Raw genomic sequence first — 14,458 nt, 5'->3', positions numbered from 1 at the left:
TTAAGTTTTAATCGACTCTATTGTAAAAGAACAACTTTATTTCTATATACTTTTATAAAAATAAAAAAGAAGAACGATTACCTAAATTTTGTAATCGCCCGTTAAAATTTATAGTTGTTCAATTTTTAATGCAATTTAAAATATCACTAGCTAGCATATTAGCCCCAGGTAAACCTTTCAAATATTTTAAATCTCCATTAGAGGACCAATCTATCACTTTTAGATTCACTAATATACTTGCAATTTTTGCTGAGTCTGGTTGTTGGGATTTAACTAAATAGTTATCATTAATTATTTTGTTACCAGCAATTGCTAATCCGTATAAGCATGTAATATGAGTTAGTTTGAATAATTTATAATCGTCCCATTCTTCAGGGAAAATCTCTTTAATTAGATTGAAATAAAAAAGTGCTAAGTTAAGTTTCTTTTCCTTAGATAAACTATCAAGTTCGGACTTCTTTGTTAGATACTTTACGATGTTATATAAATTTTGGAGAGTTATATTTTTTTCTTTTGTTCTTTTTCCAATTAAAGTTCCTTTACTGAAAAACGGACTTTCCGGTTTTAGTATTAAATTAGTTGCAATCCAACTAATTTCATCATTATCTCTATTAAGATAGCGACTTAAAGATGTTCCTATTCCTTTTGCCTTTGTATTTATTACATCAAATAATTTAATCTCTTCATCCTCATCCAAATAGTGGAATGCTAAAAATGGTACATTTAATGTGCTTTCTGTCTCTTTTATATATTCCTTTATACCAGCTAACCTATGTTGTCCATCCATTAAAGTTGCTTTTCTCTTACAAATTAGTCTTCCGTAATTTGGACGGTTATTATCATATGCATGAAATTCCCACTGTCCTGCAGCATTCAATAGGATCGGGGTATAAAGTGCATCTTCTCCTTGAGATAAATAATTAGCAAAATCTTTACATCTTTTTTTATCGATAGGTCGTTGATAACCTTTCCCTGAAGGATCATTAAATTGTTTTGAATATGAAAAATTAACTGCTACTTGTGATGAAACAAACCCTTGATAGGATACTCTTCCTCTCATTTTCGATTGTATTACATTTTCTATTGCTATATTTGAAGTTAAGACATTACTCATAGTAAATAATTTCTCCTTATTAATAATTTGATACACGAAAATTATATAACTTATAAGTACATAAATCAATAAAAGTTATAATATATGTATCTGTAATGATTTGGAAACCTCACATAGGCTTAAAGTGAGGTGATATAATGGATAATCTAGTAAAGTTAGTTGGATTAAATATTAAAGAGATTAGAAAAATTAAGAAAATGACTCAAGAAGAATTGGCGGAAAAGAGTGGCCTTCAAACTTCATACTTAGCAGGTGTTGAAAGAGGAGACAGGAATATTACTCTACAAACGCTAGAAAAGATTGTATTAGGTCTTGAAGTGTCTCCATCATATATTTTTAATTTTGAACGATTAGATACTAACGAAAGACATTTTGAGAAAGAGGAATTGTCCTTATTATTATTTAATTTAATTGAAAATAAAAATGAAGGTGAAATTCGTTTATTACTGAACATAGGAAAGGAGATATTTAGTACTTATGGACATAAATAAGAAACAAGTTGTTTCTTATTTTCTTTTTATTATATATATAGGATATAAAAGAAAAAATGTACGGATTTTTCAATGATTATCTTGACCTTTTACTCACAGATACTCAACATAAAGAAAATTCAAACTTAATACTTGAGTTAATTAAAAAAGTAATTGTACAATTAATAAACAATAATAAATGCCCAATTTGGGCATTTTTTTTATAATAATGTATAAATTGGTTTATATAATTTTATTATTTTACCCAAGAAAAATGGGCGAAATGTAAATAATGTTATAAGGATAGGGTTTTTTGAATTTTACCCATTATTAAATGGATATATAACTTAGGATACCATCAAGACAGAATATTGAAAAATGGATTAATGGAACACCTGATTCCTTTCAATTTATCGTGAAGGCCTATCAAGGGATGACGGGGCATTTAAGAGATGATAATCCTTATGAAACACGCAGTGAGATGTTTGAGGCATTTAAGCAAAGTGTGAGTGGTTTTCAAGATGGAAATAAATTGGCGATGATTTTAGTACAATTTCCACCTTGGTTTGATTGCTCGGTGAAAAATGTAAACTATATCCGTTATGTCAAACAACAGCTTGAAGAATTCCCGATTGCCATCGAGTTTCGTAATAGTACCTGGTATAGCGAGGATCGAAAGGCAGAGACTATCCGCTTTTTGAAAGAGCAGGGATTCATACACACGGTTTGTGATGAGCCTCAAGCTGGAGTAGGATCAGTACCCTTTGTGGTAGAAGCCACTCATGAAAAAGCCCTTGTACGAATACATGGGCGTAATGTATATGGATGGCGGAATTCAGGCTCGACGGAAAATTGGCGTGAGGTTCGGTTTTTGTATGATTATAATGAAGAAGAATTAACCGATATGGCAAATAAAATAAGAAATCTAGAGAAGCTTTGCAAGGAGGTTTTCGTCCTTTTCAATAATAATTCAGGCCACCATGCTGCAGATAATGCAAAGACTTTACAAAAAATGTTGGAGCTTGAATTTGATGGACTTTCACCAAAGCAGCTCGATTTCTTTGAAGGAGAGTTTTGATGGAGTATTTCCTACTAGCAATCATTGCTCTAAGCTCAGGAATAGTAGGCTCCCTGGTAGGTCTGGGTGGGGGCGTAATCTTAATTCCTGCAACATTATTCATAGGCATCAATCTTGGATTTTTCCCGGAAATTACGCCACAGAAGGTTGTTGGACTGTCTGTAGTGATGATGATTTTCACAGGACTTTCTTCAACACTATCCTATATGAAGAATAAGCAGGTTGATTTTAAAAGCGGGTTTATCTTTTTTATTGGCAGTATACCCGGAACGATGTTTGGTGCATGGTTAAATAAAGGCTTAGATTTACCCTCTTTTAATTTGTTTTTCGGGTTATTTTTAGTGTTTTTATCAATATTATTGTTTGTCCGTGATAAATTAAAGCCGATACAATGGTTTGTTCAACATGGAAAACAGACAAACTTTACGGATAAAGAGGGTAAGGAATTTGTTTATGGCTATCCTATTTGGTTTGCTATTTTGTTTACCTTTGTAGTTGGTACAGTGTCTGGATTATTTGGGATTGGAGGCGGCTCCTTACTTGTACCCGCAATGGTATTATTATTCCTATTCCCGCCACATGTAGCAGTAGCAACATCAATGTTTATGGTGTTTTTATCATCTATCGTCAACTCGGCCAGTCATATTTATTTAGGGAATGTGCCTTGGATTTATACAATCCCGGTTATAATTGGAGCGTATGTTGGAGCTAAGGTCGGTGCAGGTCTCAATAAAAGAATGCAGTCGAAAACCATTGTCTTCGTGCTACAAATCGTCATGCTCTTAATAGGTATCAGGTCAATTATTGACGGATTATTTAACTAGATAGTTAGCAATTATTAAAATCATAAGGAGGTGATCCATTTGCTTGAGACGATTCATATATTTCATACCAATGATATACATAGCCACTTTGAATATTGGCAAAGAATGCACAACTATATTAAAACCCAGCGCCAAGAATTTTCTAAGCTCGGGGAAACGAGCTTTTTATTTGATATTGGAGATCATATTGACCGTTCTAATATTTATACTGAAGCCACTCTAGGTAAGGGTAATGTCCAATTATTAAATGAAGCGCAATATGATGCTGTCACAATTGGGAATAACGAGGGAATTACTTTAGCTTTTGAAGAATTACACGAGCTCTATAATGAAGCGAATTTTGACGTAATCGTAGGGAATATTGAGCCAATGAGCGGTCCTAATCCGAAATGGCTAAAGCCATATACCATCTTACAAACTAAATATGGTACAAAGATTGGGGTCATTGGAGCAACTGCTATTTTTGAAGTGTTTTATAAGGAATTAAATTGGCATATTACTGAGCCTCGAGAGGTTTTAATATACTTCGCAAATCAGCTGAGAGATCAGGTAGATATTCTTGTATGCTTATCCCATCTTGGAATCACGGAGGATGAGCTTTTAGCAAATGAGTGTCCAAGTATTGATGTTATTTTTGGATCACATACACATCATCTATTTGAAGAAGGAAAGGTAGTAAACAACGTATTGCTAACGGGCTGTGGCAAATTTGGGATGTATACTGGTCATTTAACTCTCCAATTTGACCATACTACTAGAAATTTAGTGAAGAAAAAAGAAATGGTAATTGAAAATGCCATCCTGCCTGAAGCAGATGGTGAAGCATTATTTTTAGCGAATCTGACCGAGCAAGGGAAGAAGCTATTACAAACACCAATTTTCCAAACAAGTAAAAACTATAATAAGGAATGGTTTCACTATTCACAGCTATCCGAGCTGTTTGCAAAGGCTGTCCTTGATTTTACTGATGCTGATTGTACAATGTTTAATGCCGGAATTTTACTGGATAGCTTAAAAAAAGGAATTATTACCAATTATGATATTCACAAAATTTTACCTCATCCGATAAATATATGTGTCATTGAATTGTCTGGAGTAGAACTGAAAGAAGTATACTTACAAGCTCAAAATGAACAATGGCCGCTTTTAGAACTAAAAGGTCTTGGCTTTAGAGGTTCTATATTTGGGAAAATGCTTACTTATGAATTTACTATGAATAAGCAAAGAGAGCTGCTAGTGAATGGTAAGGTTGTTGATTTAAATCAATATTATAAGCTTGCAACTTTAGATATGTTTACTTTTGGGTATTTCTTTCCAAGCTTTAAATATGCTAAGAAAAAGTACTATTTGCCATTATTTTTAAGAGATATTTTAATTGAATATGGTAAAAAGATAGTTTAATTCATTATAATTATCGTAAGGATGTATTTCTAACACAGGAATTGAGGTAAAATTGAATGCGTTTAATATCAATCAATGTGCTTAAAACAGGAATGATGATCGGTAGGCCGATTTGGAATGAGGCTGGGCTTCCTTTAATAAGAAAGGATGTTGTAGTTACAGATAGCCTCATTAGTAGATTAAAACAATTAGGCATTCAATATGTATATATTGACGATAAAATTTCAGAAGGCATTGAAATCGAAGAAACAGTCCCTTTAGCTGTTAGAAAAAAAGCGGTCAAACAAATCACGGCCGCTTTCCAGAAAATAAAGGGTTTAGATAATAAATCTGCAACACTTGTTATAGATAAACAAACAAAAGAAATTGGTAATCTGGTAGACGATATACTCAGCTCTATTTTAAATGCTGAAGAGATTTTAATGATTCTATCGGATACTATGCTATATGACGAGTATATTTTCCAGCATTCGTTTCAGGTGACTCTCTATTCACTTGCAATAGCAAAGGAAATGGGCTATTCACAAAGCGACTTAAGAACAATCGGGATAGGCGCCATCTTGCATGATGTAGGTAAAATGGTGACACCATCAGACATTTTGTTCAAACCAGGACGTTTAACAGACGAAGAATTTGAAACAATGAAACAGCATGCTCGTTCAGGATTTGATATTTTAAGGAATTTACATACTGTATCCCTACTTGTCGCTCATTGTGCCTTCCAGCATCATGAACGAATCGATGGTAGTGGATACCCACGCGCTTTAGTCGACTATGAAATACATCCATTTGCAAAAATTATTGCAGTGGCTGATGTATTTGATGCAGTTACATCGAACCGTGTTTATCGGGAGAAAATGGTGCCATCTCAGGGGATTGCCATTATCGAGGCTGGTAGAGGAACAATGTTTGATGCAAAAGTTGTGGATGCTTTGAAGAAAAGTGTTGTTCACTATCCAAATGGAACAATTTTACTCTTGTCAGATGGCAGACGCGGCGTTGTGGCCAAGCAAAACGACCAAAATGCAGCATTACCTTGCTTACGTATTTTTGAGGAAAATAATCAATTATTAAAAACAACGTATCAACTGGATTTGACACAAGAGACGAATGTGAAAATTGAAAAAGTTGATACAGAATATATTTTTGAAACTGAATAGTTATCTTCTCCTGTTCATAAATTGAAGCAGGAGGAGATTTTTTTGTTTTCTCGAAAACCAAATAGAATGATGTTTGCTAAAAAGAAGTCAGGGAAAATACTTAAACTGTCTAATAGAATTACCTTATTCATTATAGTTTTTGTAATCGGGATTACGGCATTCTTATACATATTAAATGCTCGCTTAATGCCTACATATGTTGATTATGCGCAAGTGCAAACGACTAAAATTGCTGCACATGTAGTTAGTAAAGCGATTAATTCGAGAACATCCAGCGTACTAGATGTAAATGAAATTATAGAAGATTTACCCTCAGAATCGGATTATATGGTTACAACAAAATTTAACACAGAGATTATTAACCAGGTTCGAGCTGAAACAACTGCTTTAGTTAAAGAGCATTTGGAGCTAGCTGAACAAGGAGATCTGTCGAAATTACCTGATTTAGAAAATGTCGAATATGATGTAAGGGAAATTCAAAAAGGGGATGGGATTGTCTTTTTCGTTCCAATTGCCCAAGCCCTTAACCTCCCTTTACTAGGAAATTTAGGTCCGAGAGTTCCAATTCGCTTTCACATCATTGGAAATGTTGCAAGTGACGTGGCAACATCCATTACAGAATTTGGTATCAACAATGCAAAGGTCGAGGTTAACATTCATTTGCAGGTAAATGTTCAAATTATTATCCCATTTGCGAGTCAGAAGTCGACAGTGGAGCAAACAATTCCAGTTGCAATTGGTCTAGTGCGTGGTCAAGTCCCACATATTTATACGAATGGTGGAGATGGAGCACAGCCTTCGATTGAGGTTCCAATCCCATCGAATTAGAATTTTGAATAATTTAAAAGGCATTTATATCTAAACTTGACGAAAGTTAGTTGTTATAACTTGTAATAATATGTTACATTGACATCAGTATGTTTAATTTTTTATAGAGTAGATAAGAAAGTGTAGAACTTTCCTAACTGCAAAAGTTCAACTAAGGCTTATTGTTCTAGATGGTCTTTTCGATAAGCTAAGTTATTGATAGGGGCGAAAATAGTAATGACAAGTAAACCTGTTAACGAGAAAGAGCAAATCTTACGAAAACCCGAATGGTTAAAAATAAAATTAAATACGAACGATGAATATAAAGGCTTAAAGAAGTTGATGCGTGAGAAAAACCTGCACACAGTTTGTGAGGAAGCACGTTGTCCGAATATCCATGAGTGCTGGGGTGAACGCAGAACGGCTACAATGATGATTTTAGGTGATGTATGTACACGTGCATGTCGTTTTTGTGCTGTTAAAACAGGTCTACCAAACGAATTGGATCTAGCAGAGCCAGAACGTGTTGCTGATTCTGTTGAAATTATGAATTTAAAACACGTTGTAATTACAATGGTTGCTCGTGATGATTTAAAGGATGGCGGAGCAGGCGTACTAGCTGAAACAGTTCGTGCAATTCGCCGTAAAACACCACAAACATCTGTAGAAGTATTACCTTCTGATTTAGGTGGGCTAGAAGAAAACCTAAAATTATTAATGGATGCAAAACCAGATATTTTAAACCATAATATCGAAACAGTAAGACGACTAACGCCAAGAGTTCGTGCCCGTGCAAAATACGATCGTTCACTTGAATTCTTAAGAAAAGCTAAAGAAATGCAGCCTGACATTCCAACAAAATCTTCTCTAATGATTGGCTTAGGAGAAGAATGGGATGAAATCTTAGAGGTAATGGACGACCTAAGAGCTAACGATGTAGATATTATGACAATCGGTCAATACCTACAGCCTTCGAAAAAGCATTTACCGGTTAAAAAATACTATACACCGATTGAATTTGGAAAACTTCGTAAAATTGCGATGGAGAAAGGCTTCAAGCATTGTCAAGCTGGGCCATTAGTGCGTAGTAGCTATCATGCAGATGAGCAGGTAAACGAAGCAACAAAAGCTAGACAATTACAAGCTGAAGAAATATAAAAAATACTGCCAACTTTTTGTGGATTTAAAGATAGGGGGAGTTTCGATGATTATTGCAGAAGGATACACTTATGAAATTATCGAAAATGTCCGAGAGGGTTTCAAAGAGGATGCTTTCTTAGCTAGATATTCAGATATCCTAACGAAGTACGATTATATCGTGGGAGATTGGGGATACGGTCAGCTCCGTTTGAAGGGTTTCTTTGAAGACAAAAATCAAAAAGCAACCTTTGATACGAGAATCAGTACTTTCGAAGATTACTTATATGAGTATTGTAATTTTGGCTGTGCCTACTTTATTTTAAGAAAAACAGGAAAAGCCCCAAGGCAATTAGAATCGACATCTAATGCTGCTACTGAAGCAGCTCAAGAAGTTCCCGAGGAAGTTGAAAGCTGATTTTAGTAATCTAAGCTTCAAGCTAAAATGTACCACCGTGAGTGAAATTGACTCGCGGTGGTTTTCTTGTGCGCCCGGCATGCGCATGAACTATAGGGTGTAAGTCCCGAACCCCGAAGACAGAAGTAGAGGTTAGCCAAGAGCAAGGGTGTCCGTGGCGACGCGGAATCTGAAGGAAGCTGGAGGCAAAACACCGGTCCGAGGAACACGAATCTCATACAAGGCTAGTTACGACTGGATGAGTTTGCAAGACAAAACAAAGTCCTTTCTGTCGAAGGTCATACCTAGTAAATGAGGCGGATAGATGGTGTGAAAGTGCATGTGCTTACCCGGGGAGGTCTGATGGAAACATGAAGTACCCTTCATAACCTACTTGGTGACAAGTAGCTGAATCATCAGAAGTCAGCAGAGGTCATAGTACGATTGGGTCTAGAACCAGTCGGAAGGACTGAACAATTAAGAGAGATTAGCCCTTGGCTTTCCATCTAGAATGAATGAGCACAGAAAACAGAGAAACCTCACGCTTAGAAAGTAGTGGTGAATCCCACGAGGGTATTTGCGGAGGGTGGAGTTCAGATGGGCATAAGAAGATAAGCTAATCACGGAAAGGAACGAAATGGTGATGTTGAATCAAATTCTTGAACGGCAAAATATGATACAAGCGCTAAAGCGAGTTGAAGCGAATAAAGGAAGCCATGGAGTAGACATGATGCCCGTACAAACCTTACGACAGCACATGCTCGAAAATTGGGAAACCATTAAATCGCAGATTTTGAATGGAACCTATGAACCGCAACCAGTACGTCGAGTCGAAATCCCGAAACCAGATGGTGGTGTGCGTTTACTAGGTATCCCAACCGTGACAGACCGTTTGATTCAACAAGCTATCTCGCAGATTTTATCGAAGGAATATGACGAAACATTTTCGGACCACAGTTATGGATTCCGTCCAAATCGGAGCGCCCATGACGCCGTTCGGAAAGCAAAGGGTTATTTAAAGGAAGGTTATCGATGGGTAATTGACATGGATTTAGAGAAATTCTTCGATAAGGTTAATCATGACCGACTAATGGCAACATTAACGAAACGAATTTCAGATAAACCTTTATTAAAACTTATTCGTAAATACCTCCAAGCCGGTGTCATGATAAATGGAGTGGTTTCAAGTACAGAAGAAGGAACACCACAAGGTGGACCTTTAAGTCCTCTACTTTCAAACGTAGTTCTAGATGAACTTGATAAAGAGTTGGAGGAACGTGGACATAAATTCGTTCGATACGCAGATGATTGCAATATTTATGTGAAAACGGAACGTGCGGGGTTAAGAGTAATGGCGAGTGTACAAAGATTTATTGAGGGAAAACTTCGTTTAAAAGTAAACCAAAAGAAATCAGCAGTAGATCGTCCTTGGAACCGAAAGTTCTTAGGTTTTAGTTTCACGAATCACAAAGAACCAAAAGTTCGTCTTGCGAAAACAAGTCTAGTCCGAATGAAGATGAAAATACGAGAGATTACCTCAAGAAAGATGCCATATTCCATGGAATACAGAATCGAGAAGTTAAACCAGTATCTAATGGGGTGGTGTGGTTATTTTGCATTAGCAGATACAAGTTCCACATTCAAATCACTAGATAGCTGGATTAAAAGAAGATTAAGGATGTGTCTATGGAAGAATTGGAAGAAACCTCGAACAAGAGTCAGAAATCTTACTCGATTGAAAGTTCCTTTTGGAAAAGCATACGAGTGGGGAAACACCCGGAAAGGGTACTGGCGCATTTCTAATAGCCCCATATTACACAGAACCCTCGGCAATTCCTATTGGGAAAGCCAAGGGCTGAAAAGTCTGCAAGTTCGTTACGAAACTTTGCGTTATTCATCTTAATTGAACCGCCGTATACGGAACCGTACGTACGGTGGTGTGAGAGGTCGGGAGTTAATCACTCCCTCCTACTCGATTTTGAAGTCAATCATATTATTTCCTAAGTAGCCAAACGGACATTTGCTCTGCGATATATTCGGAGCTATGGTTTTTACCATCTCGAATCCACCACATTAAAATGCCAAGAATTGAGGCTGCAATAATATCTCTAGAAACAAGTTCTTCCTCATTATTTATATCGAGTGCGTCACGTCTTGCTTGAATGAACTCTACTATAAAGTCATGCAGCTTTCTTTGGAACGCTTTTTCTTCAAATAACACAGCTAAGTACTTTCGATGCTCATAAAAATAATCGAGGAAAGTAAGTAAATGCTCCTGGCTCCCACGCTCTATACGAAGCAAAGGCGATAATTTCATAGACAGGTCATCGTAAATATCATATACCACGTTGCGCATTAAATCACGCATATCTATGAAATGTAAGTAGAAGGTAGCACGATTCAACTCAGCCCTTTCAGTAACTTTTCGTACAGTTAACTCATGTATACTCTGTGTTTCGATTAATAAAGATATAACCGCCTCCTTCAACAAACGCTTTGAGCGAATGGCACGAGGATCTTCCTTCTTTGATGACATTTTAACCCTTCCTTTATCTATTAAATAAATGGTTTATCAACACTTTAATTTGAAGTGTTGTATAGTTGACGATTTATGAAAAACTGTTGGTGGTTTCTTAATTTAAAAGTTGCTACAATTCATTTTATCGTCACTGTGTTGATAAAGTAAAGGGAGGCCTATTATAAGTTATGACTCAACAAATAAATAAGAAAATATTACTTTTTGTGCTATTACTTGGAGGGTTTATCTCCATTTTAAATCAAACGATTTTAAATGTTGCTCTAAGTAAGTTTATGGAAGTGTTCAGTGTAAATGGAACAACGGTGCAATGGTTGGCAACAGGCTTCATGCTGGTTAACGGTGTTTTAATTCCGATAACCGCTTTTTTAATGAAGCGTTTCTCAACACGTCAATTGTTTCTTAGCTCGATGCTATTATTATTAATCGGTTCAATTTTTTGTGCAGTTGCTCCGAATTTTGCGATATTACTTACAGGTCGTATGATTCAGGCAGCTGGAGCAGGAATTATTATGCCGTTGATGATGAGTATCGTTATGTTTATATTCCCGCCTGAAAAACGAGGGAGTGCGATGGGGCTTGTAGGGATTGCCCTAATCTTCGCGCCAGCAATTGCTCCTACTTTGTCGGGCTTTTTAATTGAATATGTATCATGGCGGTGGTTGTTCATTGGCATCATACCTTTTGTTACTCTTGTCATTCTACTTGCCCTAAAATATTTAGTTAATGTAAATGAAGGGTCTAAAGCTGAATTAGATATATTTAGTGTGATACTTTCAACTCTTGGCTTTGGACTAGTATTATATGGATTTAGTAATGCAGGAAGTCATGGATGGGATGATGTGTGGGTATTGACAGAAATTATCGGTGGATTGTTAGTGTTAACTTATTTTACCATTCACCAATTACGTTCCAACGATCCATTCTTAAATGTACGTGTATTTCAGAATAAAACATTTACTATGACCTCTCTTATTAACATTATCGTTACGATGATGTTATATGCGGATATGATTCTGTTACCAATCTATCTACAAGATGGTCGTGGTTTTACGGCATTTGATGCAGGTCTATTATTACTTCCAGGGGCAATTATTAATGCGTTATTATCGCCTGTTACTGGGAAATTATTTGACCGATTCGGTGCAAAGCCTTTATTTATAATCGGTTTACTATTCGTCATTCCGTCAATGTGGGTTGTAACTGACTTAAGTGAAACAACAACCTTTACATTCCTAATGATTCGTACGATTTTCTTACGTATTGGGTTAAGTTTTATAACAATGCCATTAAATACAGCAGCTTTAAATGCCTTACCGAAGGAGCTAGTAACACATGGTACTGCAGTAAATAATACAGTCCGTCAAATTGCTGGTGCGATTGGTACAGCAATAATTGTCACAATTTATACAGGAAAACAAACAAACTATGCAGTGGATTTAAGTGCTCAAGGTACAACAGAGGGCATTAAAGCATTGTCATCAATATTTGCTTCAGGAGACGCCTATTACTTTATGGCAATTTTAGCGGTTCTTGCTTTACTGATTACATTGTTCACACCGTTAAAAAGACCAGTAAAGACTGAAATGACAGTAGAAGAGGCATCATAGAAAGAAAAATGACACTCGATGGAAAACATCAAGTGTCATTTTTTAAGCCAATAATTCATTTAGATACTCACGTAAATCCTCAGCTTCTTCTTCAGTTTTGTTGAAGACGTGCTCCAGATATCCAGGTTCTTCTACATCATCTGGGCCGATAATCGCAAAGCGACCCATTTGCATATCTAAAACTAATACCTTCCCGAAAAAACGAGAGGATTGCATAATCGCTAAATCATAACGTAATTTTTTGCCAGTAAAGCTGACAAATCTTGTTTTTGACTCTTCTACATCATCATATAAGAAAAAACGCTCCATTTTGTATAGGACTCCTTCCAACTATAAAGAATATGTTACTATATAAGGGAAATAACTATCAACTTTAAATAATGGGGGAACCATTTATGTATTTTGTAGATCGTAATAAAATTTCAGTAACTTTAAAGCACCTAGACGAGCTAATTACTATTTTTGAAAAAGAACAGAATTGGTTACAGAATGATATTACAGCCCTAGCTTTACAACGTATTGGTCATAATACAATGGAAGCCTTAATGGATGTAGGGAACTTAATAATCGATGGATTCATCATGCGTGACCCAGGAAGCTATGAAGATATTATCGAAATCCTGTTAGATGAAAAAGTAATTACTTCTGAGATGGAAATGCCTTTTAAAGAGGTTGTGGGCTTGCGTAAAATGCTAGTGCGTGAATTTGTACAAGTAGATAACCAAATTGTTCTGAAAGTGCTTACAGACAATTTAGAGGCCATTAAACAGTTCACACCACTTGTAACTAACTATTTAGAAAACGAGCTTGGTCCGGTTTCAGCATTTTTACCGGAGAATGCTGAATGAAAAAATATAAAGCCTATTGTTTTGATTTAGACGGAACTGTTTATCGTGGGAAAAAGGGAATTGATTCTGCTGTTCGATTTATTCATCAGCTGCAAAAAGAACAGCTAGAGTATTTTTTCGTAACAAATAATTCCTCAAAAACACCAGGGCAATTACAAAAGGTTTTAGCCGATATTGGAATTGATACACCTACCCATAGAATATATAGCAGTGCTTTAACAACTGCAAAGTATGTTACACAGCATTATAAGGATGCAACTATTTTTATGATTGGATCTGATGGTATCAAATCGGCTTTGGAGGCAGAGGGATTAAATCTTGTGGATACTGATGAAGCACGACCAGATGTGGTTGTCATGGGAATAGATCGAACAGTAGACTACATGAAGTTAGTAAAGGCATCCCTTGCACTCCAGGCAGGGGCAAAATTAGTAGGAACAAATGAAGATATTCGTTTTCCTAGTGAGCTAGGATTTCTTCCGGGGAACGGCTCCTTTGTACGTCTGGTAGCAAATGTAGCGCAAGTGGAGCCAATCTTTGTAGGAAAGCCTTCGCCAGTTATGCTTGAAGTGATTCAGGAAGAGTATGGATTCAAAAAGGATGAAATGGTGATGATTGGAGACAATTATGATACCGATATATTATGTGGGATCCGATTTGGCTGCGATACGATTCATGTTAATACTGGGGTAGTGAGTACGGAGATTGTTTTACAAAAGGACAATAAGCCTACTTATTGTATAGAAGAGCTAGAAATCGTATAAAATAAAATTCCGCGTACAATTGTGCGCGGAATTTTTCAATATGAATGATCCTCCTTAGAAAAGAGGATTTTCTTCAATGTATTGATAGATTTTTTTAGTCAATTCTTCAGGTGTATCAGCTTCTACGATATCACCATTTACAAGTGCGTATAAATTTTGGTCGCATAATGAACAGTAGCTTAAGCACCCATATTCGAGAACATCGATCTCTGGATCATTTTCTAGAACATCATAGGTTTCTTGAGCACCATTTGCTAGATTACTAATGCAAAACTCTACTAATGGATTCACGCCGTTGTCACCTCACTAGAC

The 14,458-nt window shown here is 36.1% G+C and carries 16 protein-coding genes; 12 read left to right on the top strand and 4 right to left on the bottom strand.

Annotation, left to right across the window (positions count from 1 at the left end):
- Positions 1–118: 118 nt before the first annotated feature.
- Entirely contained in the window at positions 119–1,114 is a 996-nt protein-coding gene (locus tag LG296_RS14450) for a DGQHR domain-containing protein (RefSeq protein WP_107937838.1), read from the bottom strand.
- Positions 1,115–1,251: 137 nt separating this feature from the next.
- Between LG296_RS14450 and LG296_RS14445 the strand changes: the two genes are divergently transcribed.
- The 9 genes from LG296_RS14445 (at position 1,252) to ltrA (ending at position 10,291) form a co-directional block, all read left to right on the top strand.
- On the top strand, positions 1,252–1,605 hold the full coding sequence (locus tag LG296_RS14445) for a helix-turn-helix domain-containing protein (RefSeq protein ID WP_107937837.1): 354 nt from the start codon (positions 1,252–1,254) through the stop codon (positions 1,603–1,605).
- Positions 1,606–1,936: 331 nt separating this feature from the next.
- A complete protein-coding gene (locus LG296_RS14440) occupies positions 1,937–2,662 on the top strand; it encodes a DUF72 domain-containing protein (RefSeq protein WP_107937836.1) in 726 nt (241 codons plus the stop codon).
- The gene (locus LG296_RS14435; RefSeq protein ID WP_107937835.1) at positions 2,662–3,486 is read left to right on the top strand and encodes a sulfite exporter TauE/SafE family protein; all 825 of its coding nucleotides are present in this window, start codon (positions 2,662–2,664) and stop codon (positions 3,484–3,486) included. Before LG296_RS14440 ends, LG296_RS14435 begins: the two co-directional genes overlap by 1 nt.
- A 39-nt stretch (positions 3,487–3,525) precedes the next feature.
- Entirely contained in the window at positions 3,526–4,887 is a 1,362-nt protein-coding gene (locus LG296_RS14430; RefSeq protein WP_107937834.1) for a bifunctional UDP-sugar hydrolase/5'-nucleotidase, read from the top strand.
- Positions 4,888–4,943: 56 nt separating this feature from the next.
- Positions 4,944–6,047, top strand: coding sequence for an HD-GYP domain-containing protein (locus LG296_RS14425; RefSeq protein ID WP_107937833.1), 1,104 nt, complete (start codon positions 4,944–4,946; stop codon positions 6,045–6,047).
- A gap of 66 nt (positions 6,048–6,113) precedes the next feature.
- Positions 6,114–6,875, top strand: a complete 762-nt coding sequence (gene yunB / locus LG296_RS14420; RefSeq protein ID WP_107937839.1) for a sporulation protein YunB — start codon at positions 6,114–6,116, stop codon at positions 6,873–6,875.
- A gap of 216 nt (positions 6,876–7,091) precedes the next feature.
- Positions 7,092–8,012, top strand: coding sequence for a lipoyl synthase (gene lipA, locus LG296_RS14415; protein WP_107937832.1), 921 nt, complete (start codon positions 7,092–7,094; stop codon positions 8,010–8,012).
- A gap of 46 nt (positions 8,013–8,058) precedes the next feature.
- Entirely contained in the window at positions 8,059–8,409 is a 351-nt protein-coding gene (locus LG296_RS14410) for a YutD family protein (protein ID WP_107937831.1), read from the top strand.
- A gap of 619 nt (positions 8,410–9,028) precedes the next feature.
- Positions 9,029–10,291: a group II intron reverse transcriptase/maturase gene (gene ltrA, locus LG296_RS14405; protein WP_107937924.1), complete on the top strand. Its 1,263-nt coding sequence runs from the start codon at positions 9,029–9,031 to the stop codon at positions 10,289–10,291.
- A gap of 90 nt (positions 10,292–10,381) precedes the next feature.
- Here ltrA and LG296_RS14400 read toward each other — a convergent pair whose 3' ends face one another.
- On the bottom strand, positions 10,382–10,924 hold the full coding sequence (locus tag LG296_RS14400; protein ID WP_107936892.1) for a TetR/AcrR family transcriptional regulator: 543 nt from the start codon (positions 10,922–10,924) through the stop codon (positions 10,382–10,384).
- 170 nt (positions 10,925–11,094) lie between these two features.
- Here LG296_RS14400 and LG296_RS14395 point away from each other — a divergent pair, with 170 nt between their 5' ends.
- Positions 11,095–12,534 (top strand): DHA2 family efflux MFS transporter permease subunit, encoded by a 1,440-nt coding sequence (locus tag LG296_RS14395; protein WP_107936890.1) that lies wholly within the window; start codon positions 11,095–11,097, stop codon positions 12,532–12,534.
- Between the two features lie 42 nt (positions 12,535–12,576).
- Here the strand turns inward: LG296_RS14395 and LG296_RS14390 are convergent, their stop codons facing one another.
- Positions 12,577–12,843, bottom strand: a complete 267-nt coding sequence (locus LG296_RS14390; RefSeq protein WP_107936889.1) for a DUF3055 domain-containing protein — start codon at positions 12,841–12,843, stop codon at positions 12,577–12,579.
- An 86-nt stretch (positions 12,844–12,929) separates the two neighbouring features.
- Here LG296_RS14390 and LG296_RS14385 point away from each other — a divergent pair, with 86 nt between their 5' ends.
- Positions 12,930–13,382: a DUF86 domain-containing protein gene (locus LG296_RS14385; RefSeq protein WP_107936887.1), complete on the top strand. Its 453-nt coding sequence runs from the start codon at positions 12,930–12,932 to the stop codon at positions 13,380–13,382.
- Positions 13,379–14,146 carry a TIGR01457 family HAD-type hydrolase gene (locus LG296_RS14380; protein WP_107936885.1) on the top strand — a complete coding sequence of 256 codons (768 nt, stop codon included), beginning with the start codon at positions 13,379–13,381 and terminating at the stop codon, positions 14,144–14,146. The genes LG296_RS14385 and LG296_RS14380 overlap by 4 nt, the downstream gene beginning before the upstream one ends.
- 54 nt (positions 14,147–14,200) lie before the next feature.
- On the opposite strand, the gene LG296_RS14375 is transcribed toward LG296_RS14380, so the two are convergent.
- Complete coding sequence (locus LG296_RS14375) at positions 14,201–14,437, bottom strand: YuzB family protein (RefSeq protein ID WP_107936883.1); 237 nt, start codon at positions 14,435–14,437, stop codon at positions 14,201–14,203.
- Between the last annotated feature and the right edge of the window lie 21 nt (positions 14,438–14,458).

Source organism: Ureibacillus chungkukjangi, from assembly GCF_044795995.1.
GTDB lineage: Bacteria > Bacillota > Bacilli > Bacillales_A > Planococcaceae > Ureibacillus > Ureibacillus chungkukjangi.
The sequence above is the reverse complement of the archived record's forward strand: the minus strand, read 5'-3'. Positions and strand labels throughout refer to the sequence as shown.

Bases quoted from the DNA above. Each gene is read 5' to 3' on its own strand.
- LG296_RS14390 (WP_107936889.1), bottom strand. From the start codon at position 12,843: ATGGAGCGTTTTTTCTTATATGATGATGTAGAAGAGTCAAAAACAAGA.
- LG296_RS14385 (WP_107936887.1), top strand. From the start codon at position 12,930: ATGTATTTTGTAGATCGTAATAAAATTTCAGTAACTTTAAAGCACCTA.
- LG296_RS14380 (WP_107936885.1), top strand. From the start codon at position 13,379: ATGAAAAAATATAAAGCCTATTGTTTTGATTTAGACGGAACTGTTTAT.
- LG296_RS14445 (WP_107937837.1), top strand. From the start codon at position 1,252: ATGGATAATCTAGTAAAGTTAGTTGGATTAAATATTAAAGAGATTAGA.
- LG296_RS14450 (WP_107937838.1), bottom strand. From the start codon at position 1,114: ATGAGTAATGTCTTAACTTCAAATATAGCAATAGAAAATGTAATACAA.
- LG296_RS14400 (WP_107936892.1), bottom strand. From the start codon at position 10,924: ATGTCATCAAAGAAGGAAGATCCTCGTGCCATTCGCTCAAAGCGTTTG.
- LG296_RS14425 (WP_107937833.1), top strand. From the start codon at position 4,944: ATGCGTTTAATATCAATCAATGTGCTTAAAACAGGAATGATGATCGGT.
- LG296_RS14435 (WP_107937835.1), top strand. From the start codon at position 2,662: ATGGAGTATTTCCTACTAGCAATCATTGCTCTAAGCTCAGGAATAGTA.
- LG296_RS14395 (WP_107936890.1), top strand. From the start codon at position 11,095: ATGACTCAACAAATAAATAAGAAAATATTACTTTTTGTGCTATTACTT.
- LG296_RS14410 (WP_107937831.1), top strand. From the start codon at position 8,059: ATGATTATTGCAGAAGGATACACTTATGAAATTATCGAAAATGTCCGA.
- yunB (WP_107937839.1), top strand. From the start codon at position 6,114: ATGATGTTTGCTAAAAAGAAGTCAGGGAAAATACTTAAACTGTCTAAT.
- lipA (WP_107937832.1), top strand. From the start codon at position 7,092: ATGACAAGTAAACCTGTTAACGAGAAAGAGCAAATCTTACGAAAACCC.